Origin of the sequence: Bacillus sp. AFS059628, assembly GCF_002571225.1 — a bacterium.
In the GTDB taxonomy this organism is placed as follows: Bacteria; Bacillota; Bacilli; order Bacillales; family Bacillaceae_G; genus Bacillus_A.
Window position 1 is genome coordinate 17,570 of sequence record NZ_NVEC01000061.1, and the last position, 18,066, is coordinate 35,635.

Annotated in this window: 16 protein-coding genes; 8 read left to right on the top strand and 8 right to left on the bottom strand. The window is 36.5% G+C overall.

Features of this window, described 5'->3' with window-relative positions; all coding sequences use genetic code 11:
* Positions 1 to 139 precede the first annotated feature (139 nt).
* On the top strand, positions 140 to 775 hold the full coding sequence (locus COL05_RS20465) for a YigZ family protein (RefSeq protein ID WP_098669934.1): 636 nt from the start codon (positions 140 to 142) through the stop codon (positions 773 to 775).
* Between the two features lie 74 nt (positions 776 to 849).
* Entirely contained in the window at positions 850 to 1,971 is a 1,122-nt protein-coding gene (locus tag COL05_RS20470; RefSeq protein ID WP_098669935.1) for an LCP family protein, read from the top strand.
* 39 nt (positions 1,972 to 2,010) lie between these two features.
* Here the strand turns inward: COL05_RS20470 and wecB are convergent, their stop codons facing one another.
* Together wecB and COL05_RS20480 are read right to left on the bottom strand one after the other, a co-directional pair.
* Positions 2,011 to 3,126 carry a non-hydrolyzing UDP-N-acetylglucosamine 2-epimerase gene (gene wecB / locus COL05_RS20475; RefSeq protein ID WP_000140129.1) on the bottom strand — a complete coding sequence of 372 codons (1,116 nt, stop codon included), beginning with the start codon at positions 3,124 to 3,126 and terminating at the stop codon, positions 2,011 to 2,013.
* A 74-nt stretch (positions 3,127 to 3,200) separates the two neighbouring features.
* The gene (locus tag COL05_RS20480; protein ID WP_098669936.1) at positions 3,201 to 4,571 is read right to left on the bottom strand and encodes a UDP-glucose dehydrogenase family protein; all 1,371 of its coding nucleotides are present in this window, start codon (positions 4,569 to 4,571) and stop codon (positions 3,201 to 3,203) included.
* A gap of 548 nt (positions 4,572 to 5,119) precedes the next feature.
* Between COL05_RS20480 and COL05_RS20485 the strand changes: the two genes are divergently transcribed.
* The 3 genes from COL05_RS20485 (at position 5,120) to COL05_RS20495 (ending at position 9,912) form a co-directional block, all read left to right on the top strand.
* On the top strand, positions 5,120 to 6,193 hold the full coding sequence (locus COL05_RS20485) for a glycosyltransferase family 4 protein (RefSeq protein WP_061529281.1): 1,074 nt from the start codon (positions 5,120 to 5,122) through the stop codon (positions 6,191 to 6,193).
* 201 nt (positions 6,194 to 6,394) lie between these two features.
* Positions 6,395 to 7,132, top strand: coding sequence for a polysaccharide deacetylase family protein (locus COL05_RS20490; protein WP_098669937.1), 738 nt, complete (start codon positions 6,395 to 6,397; stop codon positions 7,130 to 7,132).
* Positions 7,133 to 7,236: 104 nt separating this feature from the next.
* Positions 7,237 to 9,912 (top strand): sigma-54-dependent transcriptional regulator, encoded by a 2,676-nt coding sequence (locus COL05_RS20495; protein ID WP_098669938.1) that lies wholly within the window; start codon positions 7,237 to 7,239, stop codon positions 9,910 to 9,912.
* Positions 9,913 to 10,052: 140 nt separating this feature from the next.
* Here COL05_RS20495 and exsM read toward each other — a convergent pair whose 3' ends face one another.
* Positions 10,053 to 10,466, bottom strand: coding sequence for an exosporium regulatory protein ExsM (exsM, locus tag COL05_RS20500; RefSeq protein WP_098669939.1), 414 nt, complete (start codon positions 10,464 to 10,466; stop codon positions 10,053 to 10,055).
* Positions 10,467 to 10,655: 189 nt separating this feature from the next.
* Here exsM and COL05_RS20505 point away from each other — a divergent pair, with 189 nt between their 5' ends.
* Positions 10,656 to 11,837, top strand: a complete 1,182-nt coding sequence (locus COL05_RS20505) for a chromate transporter (RefSeq protein WP_098669940.1) — start codon at positions 10,656 to 10,658, stop codon at positions 11,835 to 11,837.
* Positions 11,838 to 11,878: 41 nt separating this feature from the next.
* On the opposite strand, the gene chbG is transcribed toward COL05_RS20505, so the two are convergent.
* The 5 genes from chbG to COL05_RS20530 all read right to left on the bottom strand — a co-directional run bounded on the left by chbG (position 11,879) and on the right by COL05_RS20530 (position 16,175).
* Positions 11,879 to 12,583, bottom strand: a complete 705-nt coding sequence (gene chbG, locus COL05_RS20510) for a chitin disaccharide deacetylase (RefSeq protein ID WP_098669941.1) — start codon at positions 12,581 to 12,583, stop codon at positions 11,879 to 11,881.
* Between the two features lie 128 nt (positions 12,584 to 12,711).
* Positions 12,712 to 14,037, bottom strand: a complete 1,326-nt coding sequence (celF, locus tag COL05_RS20515; protein ID WP_098669942.1) for a 6-phospho-beta-glucosidase — start codon at positions 14,035 to 14,037, stop codon at positions 12,712 to 12,714.
* 3 nt (positions 14,038 to 14,040) lie between these two features.
* Positions 14,041 to 14,364 carry a PTS lactose/cellobiose transporter subunit IIA gene (locus tag COL05_RS20520; protein WP_000989055.1) on the bottom strand — a complete coding sequence of 108 codons (324 nt, stop codon included), beginning with the start codon at positions 14,362 to 14,364 and terminating at the stop codon, positions 14,041 to 14,043.
* A 183-nt stretch (positions 14,365 to 14,547) separates the two neighbouring features.
* On the bottom strand, positions 14,548 to 15,855 hold the full coding sequence (gene celB, locus COL05_RS20525; RefSeq protein ID WP_098669943.1) for a PTS cellobiose transporter subunit IIC: 1,308 nt from the start codon (positions 15,853 to 15,855) through the stop codon (positions 14,548 to 14,550).
* Between the two features lie 17 nt (positions 15,856 to 15,872).
* Positions 15,873 to 16,175 carry a PTS sugar transporter subunit IIB gene (locus COL05_RS20530; RefSeq protein WP_001023563.1) on the bottom strand — a complete coding sequence of 101 codons (303 nt, stop codon included), beginning with the start codon at positions 16,173 to 16,175 and terminating at the stop codon, positions 15,873 to 15,875.
* Between the two features lie 400 nt (positions 16,176 to 16,575).
* On the opposite strand from COL05_RS20530, the gene COL05_RS20535 reads away from it, so the two are divergent.
* Complete coding sequence (locus COL05_RS20535; protein ID WP_098669944.1) at positions 16,576 to 17,661, top strand: polyamine aminopropyltransferase; 1,086 nt, start codon at positions 16,576 to 16,578, stop codon at positions 17,659 to 17,661.
* 27 nt (positions 17,662 to 17,688) lie between these two features.
* Positions 17,689 to 18,060: an adenosylmethionine decarboxylase gene (gene speD, locus COL05_RS20540; protein WP_098669945.1), complete on the top strand. Its 372-nt coding sequence runs from the start codon at positions 17,689 to 17,691 to the stop codon at positions 18,058 to 18,060.
* Positions 18,061 to 18,066: the final 6 nt, after the last annotated feature.

The following is an 18,066-nucleotide window of genomic DNA, read 5'->3' on the forward strand; positions in this document are numbered from 1 at the left end:
ACCATTTTGACAAATTACAACAAAAAGGTGAAATACTCACCAAAAATTTTAACTTATTTATAAAAAATGTTTGAATATAAAAACGCTCGCTTTTAAAATGTAAAGTACTAGTCACTTTGGTAGATAGGGGCGTATTCGAGTGTTATTACAATATTTAACAATCAAAGACTACGGTGAGCACGAAATTGTCATTCAGAAATCAAGATTTATCTGTTACATTAGCCGAGCTACAACCGAAGAAGAAGCTCAAGAATTTATACAAAAAATAAAAAAACAAAACTGGAATGCGACACATAATTGTTCCGCTTATTTAATTGGCGAACAAGATCAAATCCAAAAAGCAAATGATGATGGCGAACCTAGTGGTACAGCTGGTGTACCTATGTTAGAGGTACTAAAAAAACGCGGTTTAAAAGATACTGTCGTTGTCGTTACCCGCTACTTTGGTGGCATCAAACTTGGTGCAGGTGGGTTAATTCGCGCATACGGAAAATGTACAAGCGAAGGCATTAATCATGTCGGTGTTGTTGAGCGAAAGCTCATGCGTGTTATGCAGACCGAAATTGATTACACATTACTTGGCAAAATTGAAAATGAATTACGCAATTCAAAATATGCCATTAAAGATATACATTATCTCGAAAATGTCACATTTGATACGTATGTAGAAGAAGCTGGAAAACAACCATTCACAGATTGGATGATTGAATTAACAAATGGGAAATGTACAATTACAGAGGGAGATATGTTGTACTTAGAACAAGATGCTATCTAAGAATAACTATATTATCACCTTTAAAGATTAATGTAGTGAATTACTTCCCTACAAATGAACTAAGGAGATTATATATGGAAGAACGTTATTATCATCTCCAAAATAGCAGAATAAAAAAGAAGCGAAGAAGAAAGTTTTTCATCTTCCTTATTTTCTTATTTTTATTTGGCAGTGTAGGACTTTATGTATTAAATTCTTACTCTTCTCTCATGGGGATGTATAGTGGTTTTACTCGTGAAAAATCGGATTTGAGAACCGAAGATGTAGAAATTACAAAAGAACCTTTTACAATCCTTATTATGGGTATAGAGGATTATGCGACAGACGGTCAAAACGGTCGTACAGATTCATTAATGTTTGCAACAGTCAATCCGAAGACGAAGAAAATTTCGCTTATGAGTATCCCTCGTGATAGTCGTGTTCCAATTGTCGGAAAGAATAAAGAGGATAAAATTAACGCTGCGCACGCTTATGGCGGAGAAGAAATGGCAATCAAAACGGTTGAAGGTTTTCTAAAAGTGCCTGTAGACCATTATCTTAAAATTGATTTCCAAGGCTTTAAAGGTATTGTTGATGCTGTTGGCGGCGTTACCGTTGACGTACCCTTCGATTTCTGGGAGCGCTCTGACGTGGATTACTACAAAAAAATTCAATTTAAGCAAGGACAGCAAAACTTAAACGGTGAAGAAGCACTTGCCTATGTACGTATGCGAAAGCAAGATCCAAATGGCGATTATGGTCGAGCTGCTAGACAAAGACAATTACTGGCCGCTGTTGCTCACAAACTAAACTCCACCTCTACTGTATTTAAAATTAAAGATTTAACGACTGTCGTTGGAAAATATATAAAAACCGACATTCCTATTTCAGACGGACTTGCTCTTTATAATAAACTTTCTGGGTTTGATCCTTCCACAATGCAAACGTTAAAGCTTGAAGGTGAAGACAAAAAGATAGGCGGTATTTATTACTTCCTTCCGGATCCAAACAGTGTTGAGGCAGTACGTAACGAAATTAAAAAAGAATTAGGAGAAAAGGTAAACACGCAAGAAAATCCAACAACAAAAACGGAATCAAATTCTAACTCTAGCGAAAAAGCAAAGAAAGAAACGAACCAAAATCAAAATAAAACACCAGCTGAGCCTCCTCCTTCCACAAATGCTCATGCAGAGTGGATTATGAGAAATCAGCAATAACAAAAGAGCCAAATCACATATGATTTGGCTCTTTTTTATTTACTTATTAAAGTGTTGTAAAATTGCTTCTACAATTCGCTCTGATGCACGGCCATCACCGTATGGGTTAGATGCTTTCGACATCTTATCATGAGCTTCTTTATCTGATAACAATTCATCAGCAAGACTAAAGATTGTCTCTTCGTCTGTTCCTGCTAATTTCAATGTACCTGCTTCAATACCTTCTGGACGCTCTGTTGTATCACGAAGAACAAGAACTGGTACACCGAGTGATGGTGCTTCCTCTTGTACCCCACCAGAGTCAGTTAACATTAAGTATGAACGAGCTGCAACATTGTGGAAATCAATTACATCTAGCGGTTCAATTAAATGAATGCGGCCATGATCGCCTAAAATATCATTTGCAGTTTCACGAACAACAGGGTTCATATGAACAGGATACACAACTTGTACGTCTTCATGCTTATCAACAAGACGTTTAATTGCACGGAACATGTTACGCATTGGCTCTCCTAAGTTTTCACGACGGTGAGCTGTCATAAGTACAAGACGATCATTTCCAAGTTTCTCTAATACAGGATGACTGTATGTTTCTTTTACAGTCGTTTTTAGTGCGTCAATCGCTGTATTTCCAGTGATGAAAATGCGTGACTCATCTTTATTTTCTTTCTGTAAGTTCGTCGCTGATTTCGCTGTAGGTGAGAAGTGAAGGTCTGCCATTACGCCTGTTAATTGGCGGTTCATCTCTTCTGGGTATGGAGAATATTTATCCCATGTACGAAGTCCTGCTTCAACATGCCCTACTGGAATTTGATTATAGAAAGCAGCTAAACTTGCAATAAATGTTGTCGTTGTATCACCATGTACAAGTACAATATCCGGCTTTGCTTCTTTCATTACTTTATCCAAACCTTCTAAACCACGTGTTGTAATATCAATTAAAGTTTGGCGATCCTTCATAATATTCAAATCGAAATCTGGTGTAATTCCAAAGATACTTAATACTTGGTCTAACATTTGACGATGTTGCGCTGTTACAGTCACAATCGATTCAATTTTCTCTGGATGTTTTTGCAACTCTAATACAAGAGGTGCCATTTTAATTGCTTCTGGACGTGTCCCGAAAATTGTCATTACTTTTAAACGTTCAGTCATTTCATTGCCTCTTTTCTTTCACTAGTTACAAATTCTATTATGACATATAAGAATATACATGAATACATACCTTTTTAACGAATAACGGAAAAGTCTCTCTTACAAATACTTTCTCTTCCAATCGAATAATAATCTATCCCTTGTTTCTCAACATCCTCATTAGTATAACAATTTCTTCCATCGAATAAAATAGGTTCTCTCATGAGTTGTGCGTACTTTTCTAACGGATAAGCTCTAATTGCTTCCCATTCCGTTATGATAAAAGCCGCACTCGCTCCTCTAATCGATTCATCTATACATTCACTATATTGTATAGTCCCCCCAAAGATATTTTTCATATTGTGAATCGCCTTCGGATCATATAGAACTACATCCGCCCCTATATTTAATAGTTCTTGTATCATAATAAGGGAAGGTGCATCTCTTATATCATCCGTATTCGGTTTAAATGCCGCCCCTAGCACGGCAATCCGCTGCTTATTCATATTTATTACTTTCTTCGCTTTCTCAATCAATAACAACTGTTGTTTATTATTTACTTCAATGACGGCTTTTAACAAACGAAAATCATGCGCCACATTCCCTGCAAGTTGCACAAGGGCTTTCGTATCTTTCGGAAAACACGATCCCCCGTACCCAATGCCCGCATTTAAAAAAGACGCACCAATTCGCTTATCCATTCCCATCCCTTGTGCAACGTCTAATACATTAGCTCCTACCTTCTCACATATATTTGAAATTTCATTGATAAAACTAATTTTTGTCGCTAAAAAGGCATTCGATGCGTATTTAATCATCTCTGCACTTTTTATATCTGTAACATATGTTTTCAAATATAATCCACTATATAAATTTTCAACTTTTCGTGCCGCTTCCTCGTTATCTGCTCCAATTACAATACGATCTCCTTGGAAGAAATCATAAATCCCTGAACCTTCCCGTAAAAATTCTGGATTCGATACGATATGTAATTCATATCTATTTTGTAATCTCTCCTCAATCCATTCCTTCATAACATCATTTGTTCCTACAGGGACCGTACTTTTCGTCACGACAATAATGTCATTCGTCGCATATGTTCCGATATCATCACAAGCATTTCGAATATATGTTAAATCCGCCGTTCCATCTAATAAAGATGGTGTCCCAACTGCAATAAATATAAATTCCGCATCGTTAAATGCTTTTACTCTACTCGTTGTAAAAGTTAAACGATTATTCTCACATGCATCATTCATTAGTTCATATAAGCCAGCTTCATAAATGGGCAGATCCCCTTGTTTTATCCGTTCCATTTTCTCATCATTTATATCAAAGCATGTAACCGAATGGCCTAACATTGCCAAACCTACTCCTGTAATCAATCCAACGTATCCGGTACCTATTATCGTAATTTTCATTTCCTTTTCGCACAGGAATATACAATAGAAAATATACGAATACATAGAATTTTCCCTGTGCTTCCCCCTCTCACATTAAAAATGAGAAAACTCTTTTACTTCTTTATTATATGAATTCCTTTTTTCATTCTTTTTTAAGTTTTTGTAAAATTAAACAACCTTCATTAATTATTTGTTAAACCAATTTGGATTTTACAGGAATGAATACTCCCCCTAATTTCTTTCCTCCAACTAAATTTTAAGGGCTTGAGCATTACTACCCGTACACGCGAGATAAATTCCCACATTTTAACACGGAACTTACTCATTTCTACGTGTAACACTTATAATATTGAAATGAAAGTATTCATCATCAAAGAACAAGAAAAAATGTCATATTCTAAATTCCGATACGATTAAACTTCTCAAACGATTCAACATTCTGTATACCATTGTCATATATTCTATCTGCTCCCATTTACCATACAAAGAAAAAAAGATTGAATTCTAATCTTTTTGTGATACCATATGTTATGAGCCTGTAAATAAACATCATAATTTTCAGATAAATACATTAAAAAAATTACGTTAGACTATAAAAGGGTGGGGTATTCATGGACTCACAAGTGATTTATGCCATTTTGGCATCTTTCATCACTGTACTCGTCGTTACTCCTTTAGTTATTAAGTTAGCTTTTAAAATAGGAGCAACAGATAAGCCAAACGCTCGTAAAGTGCACCAAAAGATCATGCCTCGTCTTGGCGGGTTAGCGATATTTATTGGTGTAGCTGTAGGATTTGTTGTCGGCGGCTTATACGAACAAAGAATGTTATCGATAACGCTAGGTGCGATTATCATTGTAATCATCGGTATTTTAGATGATATGTACGAGTTATCTGCGAAGGTAAAATTCGGTGGACAACTACTAGTTGCCATTATGATTGTAAAAAGTGGATTATTAGTGCAAGTATTATACATCCCAATCCTCGGGGATACTGAACTTGGATGGCTTGCTTATCCGATTACAGTATTTTGGATTGTAGGTATTACAAATGCCATCAACTTAATTGATGGCTTAGATGGATTATCTGCTGGTATTTCATCTATCGTACTTGCAACGCTAGCATATATGGCCTTCACTAGCCCATGGGGCACTGGAGCTGCTATTATCTTACCACTAGCATTAATTACATTAGCAAGTACAATTGGATTTTTATTCTACAACTTCCATCCAGCAAAAATATTCATGGGAGATACAGGCGCACTATTTTTAGGATACTGTATTTCTGTTATATCGTTACTTGGATTATACAAAAGTGTAACGTTATTCAGCTTTATCGTTCCAGTTATCATTTTAGGCGTACCTGTATTTGATACGACATTTGCAATTATCCGCCGTATCGTAAATAAAAAACCTATTTCAGCACCAGATAAATCGCATTTACATCACCGTCTACTTGCAATGGGCTTCTCTCATCGTAAAACGGTACTAATTATATACGCATTCGGTATTTTCTTTAGTGTAAATGCAATCATTTTCTCTAGTGCGACATTATGGTTATCCATTATTCTTCTTTTCGTTTTAATCTTCTTTACAGAGATTATTGCTGAAGTAATCGGGCTTGTACATGAACGTTACAAACCAATTATTTCCTTTTATAAAAAAGTGAAAAAACGCGAAGACTAATTGTAGTATAGCCTTTACTATTATGAAATATTCAAATAGCATCCTCTTTCTTATAAGAGGATGCTATTTTTTTACTCCCCATTTCATATTTCCAAAATATAGTTTGTTTGAGAGTCCCACTATTGGAGAAAGATATACATAATAAGAAAAGGATTATATTTTCTTTTTTACATCTTGATTGTCAAACTGAGGGTGAATGTTATGATCAAGCGAGTATTTCAATCCATTATTTTATTTTTAACAATTACTATGTACGCGTCATCTCATGCAGGAGCGACTACCATTCCCCCTGCTGAACATCATCCAAATACCGAAACTACCTCTTCTACCCAAAAAATCGCGTACTTAACATTTGATGACGGACCAAACAAATATACTACGCAAATTTTAAACATCTTAAAAGAAAAGAATGGAAAAGCAACTTTCTTTGTTATTGGTGGAAAAGTGCCACATTATAAAAAGACAATGCAACGATTGATTAAAGACGGACATTATATCGGACTTCACAGTATGTCACACGATGTAAAACGCCTTTACACTGGTGATCCATCTACTTTAATTACAGAGATGGAACAAGCACAAAGCATCGTTCAGCAAGTTACAAAATTAAATTCACATCTCGTTCGTGTCCCGTATGGTAGCATGCCATACTTAAAAAAGAATTACCGTGATGCACTTGTATCAGCCCAGTATAAAATGTGGGATTGGACAATCGATACATATGACTGGAAAAGCTATGACAATCCTTCTGCCATACTAGAAAGAGTACGTAATCAGAGCGATGAACAAGTCGAAGTGATTTTAATGCATGATTCGAGTGTAACTGTACAAATACTTCCAAAGGTAATTGATTATTTACAGTCACAAGGATACAAACTTCTGCCCTATAATCCATCTTCTCATCTCGAAGTAAACTTTTGGAAAGACACAAGATTGTAACAGCTTTAGCGCTTATATGCTAAAGCTGTTTTATTTTTCTCTTCCCACCCTTCCCATTTTTGTGTAAAATTTTAAATAGTGATGAAGTTTCGAGGTGAATAGAAATGAAACGAATAGATCTCATTTTTAACGCAATACAAAAAGGCAATTATACAGAAGGTGTAACCGCATTAGAACTCGCTACCCTTCTGCAATTAGATCGCGCCAATGTAAGTAGCGACTTAAACAAACTTGTAAAAGATAAACGTTTATTAAAAACAAATACGCGTCCTGTTCGTTTTTATATCGAAACGAACGCTTCATTGGAAACGCATTCAAAAGAAGTGACTTCATTAGATACATTTGCAATTGAAAATACGAGCCTTAAAATCGCAATTGAAAAAGCGAAAGCTTCTATTCTCTATCCTCCAAACGGTATGCATACTTTACTGCTCGGAGAAACAGGAGTCGGAAAATCTATGTTCGCTTCTTTAATGCACGAATATGCAATTGAAGTCGAGCAGCTTCCTAAAAATGCACCATTTATCGTCTTTAACTGTGCTGATTACGCAAATAATCCACAGCTACTACTCGGGCAGTTATTTGGGATCAAAAAAGGAGCTTATACAGGGTCAAGTGATCAAAAAGGGTTAATTGAAAAAGCACATGAAGGGATCCTTTTCTTAGACGAAGTACATCGCCTTCCTCCAGAGGGACAAGAAATGCTTTTCACCTTTATTGACCGCGGTGTATACCGCCGCCTTGGAGAAACAGAAAACGAACGTAAGGCACAAGTATTAATCATTACTGCAACAACAGAAGAACCAAATTCATTTTTATTAAAAACATTTACAAGACGTATACCAATGACTGTCACGCTGCCACCACTTCGTGAGCGTACGCATAAAGAACGCTTTGCTTTACTACAACTATTTTTCACAAATGAAGCAATCCGCCTGCGAAAAGAAATTCACGTTAGTCCGAATGCAATGCGAGCTTTCGTCTTTTACAATTGTCCCAATAACATTGGTCAATTAAAAACGGATGTACAAATTGCCTGTGCGAAAGCCTATTCTGACTTCGTGACAAAGAAACGTGATTCTGTCTATGTTTCAAGTACAGATTTACCTTGGTATATGAAAGAAGGACTATTCATTGAAAGAAAGAGCCGTCACCTATACCAAATACCGAATGAAACATTTGTATTTACAGGTGATGAAGGTTGGAGTAATCATAAAATAGAAAATGAAAAACAGTCTTCTATTTACGATTATATTGATTATAAATATGAAGAACTTCAAGCTCGCGGTATTGAAGAGGATGAATTAGAATTACTAATCGAAAATGATATTCAAAGCTTTTTCGTACAATATTTTAACCAAATGTCAAAAAAGACAAGTCATGAAAATGTTTTTAAAATTGTGGATCGTAATATCGTTTCCGTTTGCGAAAGAATTGCAGAACTTGCTGAAAAGCATTTATCTAAGACGTTTGATGAAAAAGTATTTCTCGCTTTAAGTTTACATGTACAGACAACTTTACAACGTTTGCAAGCTGGCAAACAAATTCATCACCCGCAATTAAATCAAATTCGTACGAAATATAAAGAACCGTTCTCTGTAGCTATGCAATGCATTCAACTACTGGAGGATGAATTACAAATAACAATGCCTATCGATGAAGCAGGCTTTTTAACAATGTTCTTCGTTGTTGATCCAATTCCTGCCTCGCAAACAGAAGTAAAAGTATTAATATTAGCGCACGGTAACGGCATCGCAACCGAAATGGCAAACGTCGCAAACGAACTGCTCGGCATTGATGAAGTAACCGGTATCGATATGCCATTACATGAATCGCCGAAAGATTTCTTAGAACGTGTGAAAGTGTATATGAAGACACTCCAAAATGTAAACGGGCTCCTCTTACTTGTTGATATGGGATCGCTCGCTTATATTGGTGATATATTAGAAACTGAGTTCAAAATTCCAGTGCGTGTTCTTTCCATGACAAGCACTCCACATGCACTAGAAGCAGCTCGAAAAGCTCAGCTTGGCTACTCGTTAGATGCATTATATGAAACGGTGAAGAACTTAACACCGTTTTACTTAAACGTACAAGAAGAAAAGAAAAAGCCACTATCTCCAATGAAATCTGTTATTTTAACAGCTTGTTTAACTGGGGAAGGCAGTGCTTTAGCTATTCAAAAAATGTTGGAAAACTATTTGCGATTTGACAAAGACTTAATTGAAATCATTCCGATTAGTATCGTCCATGAAAAAGATTTAACGAAAATGATTGAGAACATAAAAAAAGAGCGGAACATTATTTGTATCGTCACGAATTTCGATGTGAAGGTACCATGCTTAACGTATCATTTCCAAGACATTGTAAACTACACAGCGATTCAGCCAATTCAAGAATTAATTACGTATGAAGAAACATATGCAAAGATGGCTGATATTCTTGAACAACAAATGCAGCGCAATGACGGAGCACTACTTATTAAAACAATTCGTTACGCATTAAATACAATTCAAGAATTAATTTCCTTACAGCTAACTCCTGACAGTTTAATGGGTGTTATTCTTCATATGAGCTGTATGGTTGACCGTCTTCAAAAAGGAGAAAGCCTTCTCCCTCATCCAGATAAAGAGAAACGAAGACAAGATGAATACTGGATGTATATGAAAGTAAAAAAAGCGTTGCAACCAATTGAAAATACGTTTGAAATACAAATACCTGATGACGAAGTGTTTTATGTTATGGACTTCTTCATTAAAAATCAACCTGCAAAAAATTAATCGAGGCAGTTCTTTAGTATATCGACTGTAACTTGGATTATATTAGCGATTTTCAATATATATCGATTTACCGGCAATAATCGCTAAAATTTGCACCTTATAGCAGAAAAGGCTGTTCCAAAATATGGACAGCCTTTTTTCTACTTCTTTACTTTCCTGATTCTTCCCCTGATTTCGCCCTTCTTATTGGACTTCGTATAAACATTTACATATACATTCGCCTGCACGATTTCTTGCAGTAAGCTATCAAACGCTCTCCCCTGTAACGGCCCTTCAAAATCTCCCACATTAGCTACACCAGTAACGACTCCTTCGTTTACACTAATCCCTTGCTTTAACGGACCAAATAAACTTAAAACAACTGGGCCAATTTGATCCGCTTTCCCTAAATGAATTTGGCATGATGTAACTTTTTCGATGTTTTTCAATATGACGCGATATTGTAATTTCTTTAAATCACCACTAAATATAAACTCTGCTACGCCAAAAGCTTCTGTATTTACAGGAGGTATTTCCCTCTTGCCTGTTAACCTCGCAAAGAAATGTGTTGTCATACGGGCATTCTCCTCATATAAATTTCCCAGCACTACTTCTACTACTTTATGGTTTATACATAATCATTTATGACTTTTTCAAGTGTTAATTACGAAGAAAAGATTCACACAATCTTTACATTACAAGCGTTCCTTTTACCTCACTATCTCTTGTATAATGCACATAGAAAAACATTCTCGGAGGTCGTTTTGAAAAAAAACAAATACACTTTTCACACATTATTAGAGATTTTTCTCGTTTCATTTAAATTAGGACTTACTTCATTTGGTGGCCCCGTTGCCCATCTCGGCTATTTCCACCACGAATATGTACAAAAAAGAAAATGGATGGATGAACGAAGTTATGGAGATTTAGTAGCGCTATGTCAATTCCTTCCTGGTCCTGCTAGCAGCCAAGTCGGTATGGGGATTGGATTATTAAGAGGCGGGGTATTAGGAGCTATTATTTCATGGATTGGATTCACTTTACCGTCTGTGCTTGTTTTAGTTTTCTTTGCCTCATTCCTTAATCAGTTCAATCTTGGAAGTGCTGGCTGGATTCATGGGCTAAAACTTGTAGCAGTCGCTATTGTTGCTCATGCCATATGGGGAATGGCACAAAAATTAACGCCAGACCGAAATCGTGCGACGATTGCGATTGTAACTGCCGCAATCGCCTTATTATGGCCCAGTAGCTGGACACAAGTCACCCTTATTATAATATCTGGCTTTATAGGCTGGTTTTTATATCGCAACCAACCGATTGGCCAATCTCAACATATAAAAGTACGTATTTCAAAAAAAATAGCAGTTTCTTGTCTTATCTTATTCTTCGGGCTGTTACTACTGCTACCAATATTAAGACCGTTCTCTTATTACATCGCTTTATTTGATAGTTTCTATCGCTCTGGTGCACTTGTATTTGGAGGCGGACACGTCGTGCTACCTCTTCTTGAAGGTGAGTTCGTACAAAACGGAATGATGACGAAAGAACAGTTCCTAGCTGGATACGGATTAACACAAGCAATGCCAGGACCACTATTTACATTCGCCTCTTATATAGGAGCAGTGTTAAACGGGACGCTTGGGGCAATACTTGCAACAATTGCGATTTTTCTTCCTGCTTTCTTGCTCGTTATTGGTGTTTTACCATTTTGGAACAGTGTGAGAAAAATATCTTTCATACAAGGTGCACTACTTGGAGTCAATGCCGCTGTTGTCGGTATTTTATTAGCAGCTTTTTATAATCCTATTTGGACAAGCACAATTATGAAAACTGTAGATTTTGTTTTTGCATCTCTTCTATTTTGCTTGCTCGCTTTTTGGAAAACACCACCTTGGGTTATCGTTATACTCGGAGCCTTTGGCGGATATATTCTATCCATTTTGTAAATAGAAAAAACGACGGCATGATATAACCGTCGTTTTTTCTATTAAAACTTCACAAGCTCTATTCCTTCAGGTAATTCACTCTCTGTTAAAATACGCAATTCTTTCACGCGATCCATTACGTAAGAAGAACGCTTCACAAGCTCTGGATCAATATACGCTGGATGAACCATAATTTCTACCGTTTGTTCACCTTGTACTCTTTCTTTTAACTTCACAAAGTAATCTTCCGTCACACCATCCGCGTAAAAGTCACTGTAAAATACGTCAGAAAACGGGCGTACTGCTCGCTCTTCCTCACAACGACGAATCGGAACATTATATGTAGCCGCTAATCTCTCAAGAACATCGTGCAAAATCGGTAATCCGTGCACATGGTGATGACTATCTAAATGAGTTGGCGTTAATCCGTAAGATAAGAATTTCTCAATTTGAGCAGTCCATTCTCGCTCGACTTCTTCCGGATTTATCTTCCCTTCCCATACGATGCTTTGTTTATGAAACAATCCATCGCTACTTACAAGTGATGGTACGTCTCCAAGAAGCGGTTTCCCTGCCGTTAATACGAGATGTACGCCTACCCCTAATGTTTTATACTCTTTTGCTAAGCGTACCGCATGCTCTGTTCCTGGCATATTCATCATCATCGTCGTTGAATTTACAAGTCCATTTACATGTCCATCAATAATGCCGTAATTTGTACCTTCTGTAAGACCGAAATCATCTGCATTTACAATTAACTTAATCATCGTAATACCTCCTAATAAAGTGAAACTTTAATCAGTGGGGGGTTTTCTTCACCCCCCACTGATTATTAGTTNNTTACTGCCCATTAAAGTGGGATAGGATAAAAAAAAGCGGGCTAAATAGCGCCGCTTTATTTCTCTATCTTTTTGAAGAACTGTGGAAGATGTTCTTTATGTGCTTCCAACATTTCATCTAAAATTTGTTTTGCAACCTTATCTGATGGTACAAGTGGATTAATTGTCATAGCAAGCAGCGCTTTATGATAATCCCCTGTAACAGCAGCTTCAATTGTTGTGCGTTCAAATGATTTAATTTGCTGTACTAAACCGCGAACTGGTACTGGAAGATCTCCAACTGCAATTGGTTTTGGACCTTCTTTCGTAATAATACAGTTCACTTCAACAGCTGAATCATGTGGTAAGCTTGCAATTGTTCCGTTGTTTCGTGTATTAACAGGCTGGATATCACCTTTATTATTGTAAATAGACGTAATTAAGCTACATGCTGCATCACTATAATAAGCGCCGCCACGTTTTTCTAATTGTGGTGGTTTAATATCTAAGTTCGGGTCTTTATATAACTCGAATAAATCATTTTCTAATTGTTTTACTACTTCTGCACGTGTACCTTTTTCAACTGAAGCTTCTTTCTCTTCTTCTAACATTTCACGTGTTTTGTAGTAGTAACGATGGTATGGACATGGAATTGCACGAAGGCCGCGAATAAAGTCTGGCTCCCAGTTAAGCGCTGCGATATTTTCCATCGTAATTTGCTTTTCTGGATCTGTTACAAGCTCTAACACACGATCCATTACACTTACGCCATCTAAATATACGTCTAGTCCATATACCATATGATTTAACCCTGCAAAATCAACGTGAACACGACTTGCATCTACTTCAAGCAATTTTGCAAGACCCATGCGAATTCCGATTGGAACGTTACATAGACCAACTACTCTTTGAATATTTGTATAACGAAGGACAGCTTCTGTTACCATACCTGCTGGGTTCGCAAAGTTAATTAACCATGCATTCGGACAAAGCTCCTCCATATCCTTACAAATATCTAAAATAACAGGAATCGTTCTCAGCGCTTTGAATAAACCACCAGGACCATTCGTTTCCTGACCGATTACATCATATTTTAATGGGATTGCTTCATCTTTTGCACGAGCTTCTAATAAACCTACACGAAGCTGCGTAGTTACGAAATCAGCATCTTTTAATGCTTCGCGGCGATCAAGCGTTAAATGTACCTCGATCGGTAAACCAGATTTTTTCACCATACGTTTCGCTAAGTTACCAACGATTTCTAACTTTTCTTTTCCTGCCTCAATATCTACTAACCAAATTTCACGAACAGGAAGCTCATCATAACGTTTAATAAATCCTTCAATTAACTCTGGTGTATAACTAGATCCACCGCCGATTGTAGCAATTTTAATTCCAGTCATGCTTTATTCCCCTTTCGCTTCTAATTTTTTATAAAGATCAATAAATTCTGCCGCCAATTCTTTTACTGTAATCGCATTCATTAAATGATCTTGTGCGTGAATTAAAAGGACACTAACCTCTGTTTTTTCTCCTCTTGCTTCTGATTGTATGAGCTCTGTTTGGAAATGATGCGCTTCATTAATCGCTTCTTTCGCCTTCACCATCGCTTCATCAGCCTCTGCCATTTTCCCCTGTTTGGCAAATTGAAGTGCCTCCATCGCAAAGCTTCGTGCATTACCACTATTTAAAATTAATTGAAATGGAATTTGTTCTGCTGTAGTCATCATAATTACCGCCCTCTCTATTATGGTTCAACCGATTGAAATACCCCTTCAGTTTGAACATTTCTATTACATTATTATTTTATAAATGATAGTTTGGTGTTCTTGTAGATGGATTTCATCTTTTTGAACATGATATAAAGGTGATTGTTCTCACAGATAACACTATCTGCGAGAACAATTACTATGTTACATAGGTACAGAGTTGTCATTTCCTTGTGCTGCTGCTTTTTCAGTACGAACAACAGAACGATCGCATAATACAACGAATGGATAGTAGATTACCATCGCAATTACAAAGTTGAATAACTGTAGAATTGCCCCTGAAAGATGTCCACCTGTTACAAGATAACCACTAATAATTGGTGGTGTTGCCCATGGAATCATCGCAACTGTTTTTGGTACCCATCCAATAGATATAGCTGTATAAGAAGTAATTACTAATACAATTGGTGTTATGATAAACGGCAAGAATAAAACTGGATTTAAAATAATTGGTGTACCAAAGATTACTGGTTCGTTAATGTTGAATGCACCAGGTCCAATTGATAGACGAGATACACCGCGTAATTGTGCACTTTTTGCTACAATTAACACAACGACTAAGAACGCTAATGTTGCACCAGAACCACCAAGATATACGAAAGTATCAAAGAATGGTTTTGTAACAATGTTTGGAACATCAAATGCAGATGTGCCACCTTGGAATAACTTCATGTTTTTCTCTAATGCCGGTAAGTATAATGGCTCAATAATACCACCAACGATATTTGGGCCATGTAAACCGAAGAACCAAAGAAGATGAACAAGGAGTACAATGACAATTGCACTTGGTAATGTCCCCGCTAAACTTTGCAGTGGTGATTGAATCGTATTAAAGATAAATTCATGAACACTTGTACCAGCTAATTTCACTGCTAATTGAATACCTGCAACTACTGTTAAAATAACAAATGCTGGAACTATAGCTGCGAACGATCTTAAAACTGCTGGTGGTACTCCATCAGGCATTTTAAATGTAATGTTTCTTTGTACAAAGAAACGGAATACCTCAGTAACAAGGAGTGCCACAATAATTGCTACGAATAACCCTTGTGCACCTGTCCAAGCTAAGTTCAATCCGCCTTCTTTCGGTGTTGTTGGCGTAAGAATAATTAACGCACCAAATGAAATAATACCTGCTGACAAACCATCAACGCCGTAAGATTTTGCTAAGTTATAACTTGTTGTAAATGCTATGATTAGTGCTAGAATCGCGAAAGAACCAGTCCACATTCCACCGCCAACTTGTTTCCACGTTTCACCAAACAAACCTTTCATGAAATCTTGGAAAGCTTCAGACGGAAAACCATTAATTAGTGATGCTAGTGCACCAACTAAAATAAGTGGCATAACTGCAATAAATCCATCACGGATCGCAGCTAAGTGACGTTGCGATCCGATTTTACCAGCGACAGGAACAATATATTTCTCCATAAATGCAATAAACTTTTGCATTTCGCTTCCCCCCCTAATTATTTTTTAAGTGTTAATGCGTGATCTAAAACTGCTTCTCCATTCATCATGCCGTAGTGCATTGGATTGATAACATCGATTCCAACGTTTTTCTCATCAGCAAGCGTTTTCATTGAAGACAGCATGTAACGAACTTGTGGTCCTAGTAATAATACATCTGCTTGATCGATATTGTTTTTTACTGCATCCCCAGATACAGCCCAAATCTTTCCTTCTAGACCGCGAGCTTTTGCAGCCGCTTCCATTTTTGTAACTAGTAAACTTGTAGACATCCCTGCTGAGCAACATAATAAAATATTCATTTGAAAATCCCCCTTGTGTAGTATAAAAAATTTATGTTTTATTTATTTTTCTTTACGCTATTTATTAATGCAATTATCGTGCCAACTTTTTAAAACCACTAAAATCAGTGCTTTTTCGAGCATTTTCTTTGTGTGTTAACGCTTTCAATTAGTGTGTCACTCAAAAAACACACAGTGTGTTATAAAACAACACGCTTTTAACACATAACTGTATGAAAATAGATTAGTGTTTAGTTGTCTAGTTGTATTTAAAATAAAAAACACTAAAAAATCTTTTTTAGCATGAAAATCTAGTGAAAAATAAACCTCTCTTAAACACACTCTTTTCTCTATTGTCCAAGCAGCTTCTACTAGATTACATAGAATAGAGTAAAATAACACAATTCGAAAGGGGATTCCTATGCCAAAACATAGAAAACAGAAGAAAATAAAGATTTATAGAATAACTAGCTATAAAAAAGACAAGCGCTCTGAATTAAACTCTGAGAAATTTGGACTAGAACAACGGGAAATAGAAAATAAGCAGGACAAGCACAGTAAACAAGACAATCCGAACAAGCAAGAACAATCGGAACCTATAATAGAAACAAGTTCACACAACTTAGATATATGGGATGAAATTTCTCTCAAAGAAATACAAGCTGGTGAACATACAAGTTTATTTACAGAACAAAGTAATTACCAAAATATTAATTTGTTACAAGTAAGCGATGTTCGTTTATATTTGGACAAGCAACTACAATTCAGTTCCGTTGATGAGCAAATTTATCATGAAGCACTTGTTCATCCAATTATGTCAAAGGTAATTGATCCAAAACGTGTTCTTATATTAGGTGGTGGCGATGGTCTTGCTTTACGAGAAGTTTTGAAATATGAAACTGTGCTACATGTAGACCTTGTTGATTTAGATGGATCGATGATTGATATGGCTCGTAACGTTCCTGAATTAGTTTCTTTGAACAAAAGCGCATTTTTTGATAATCGTGTGAACACACACGTATGTGATGCAAAAGAATTTCTGAATTCCCCTTCCTCTTTATACGATGTAATCATTATTGATTTTCCAGACCCAGCGACAGAGTTGTTAAGTACTTTATATACAAGCGAACTTTTTGCTCGTATAGCTACATTTTTAACAGAAGATGGAGCATTCGTCTGCCAATCTAATTCGCCTGCTGATGCACCTCTAGTATACTGGAGCATCGGTAACACAATTGCACACGCTGGATTAACTGTGAAAAGTTATCATACAATCGTTCCTTCTTTCGGAACTGACTGGGGTTTTCATATTGCTGCTAATTCTGCCTATGTACTGGATCAAATTGAGCAATTATATGTTGTGCCAACTCCTCGAACATTACCTTCTCTTCTTTCTCCTTTATTTCAATTTAAAGAAGAACATTTAGAACAACGTAATCTCGCTCTTTTAAATTCAGAATCGAACCTTATCCTACATCAATGTTACAAAAAGGAAATGGAATTTTAACGATATTATAGTGAGGAGTGCTACCTTATGGAATACTCTACTTTCGGTAAGCATATAATAGTAGATTTATGGGGAGTGGACTTTTCTCTATTAGATGATGTTCACTTTTTAGAATATCATTTAGTTACCGCTGCTGATCGCTCTGGTGCACATGTTTTAAACGTAAGTACAAAAGAATTCAATCCGCATGGCGTTACTGTTTTAGTTTTACTATCTGAAAGCCACCTTTCTATTCACACTTATCCAGAAAAAAACTTTGCAGCCATTGACTGTTATACGTGTGGTACGACCGTTGAACCGCAAATAGCGATTGATTATATCGTAAGTATATTAAAACCAAATGAGATGCATATAAAAAAGCTAATCCGTGGTATAGGGGAGATTGTTACTACCGATTAAATACCA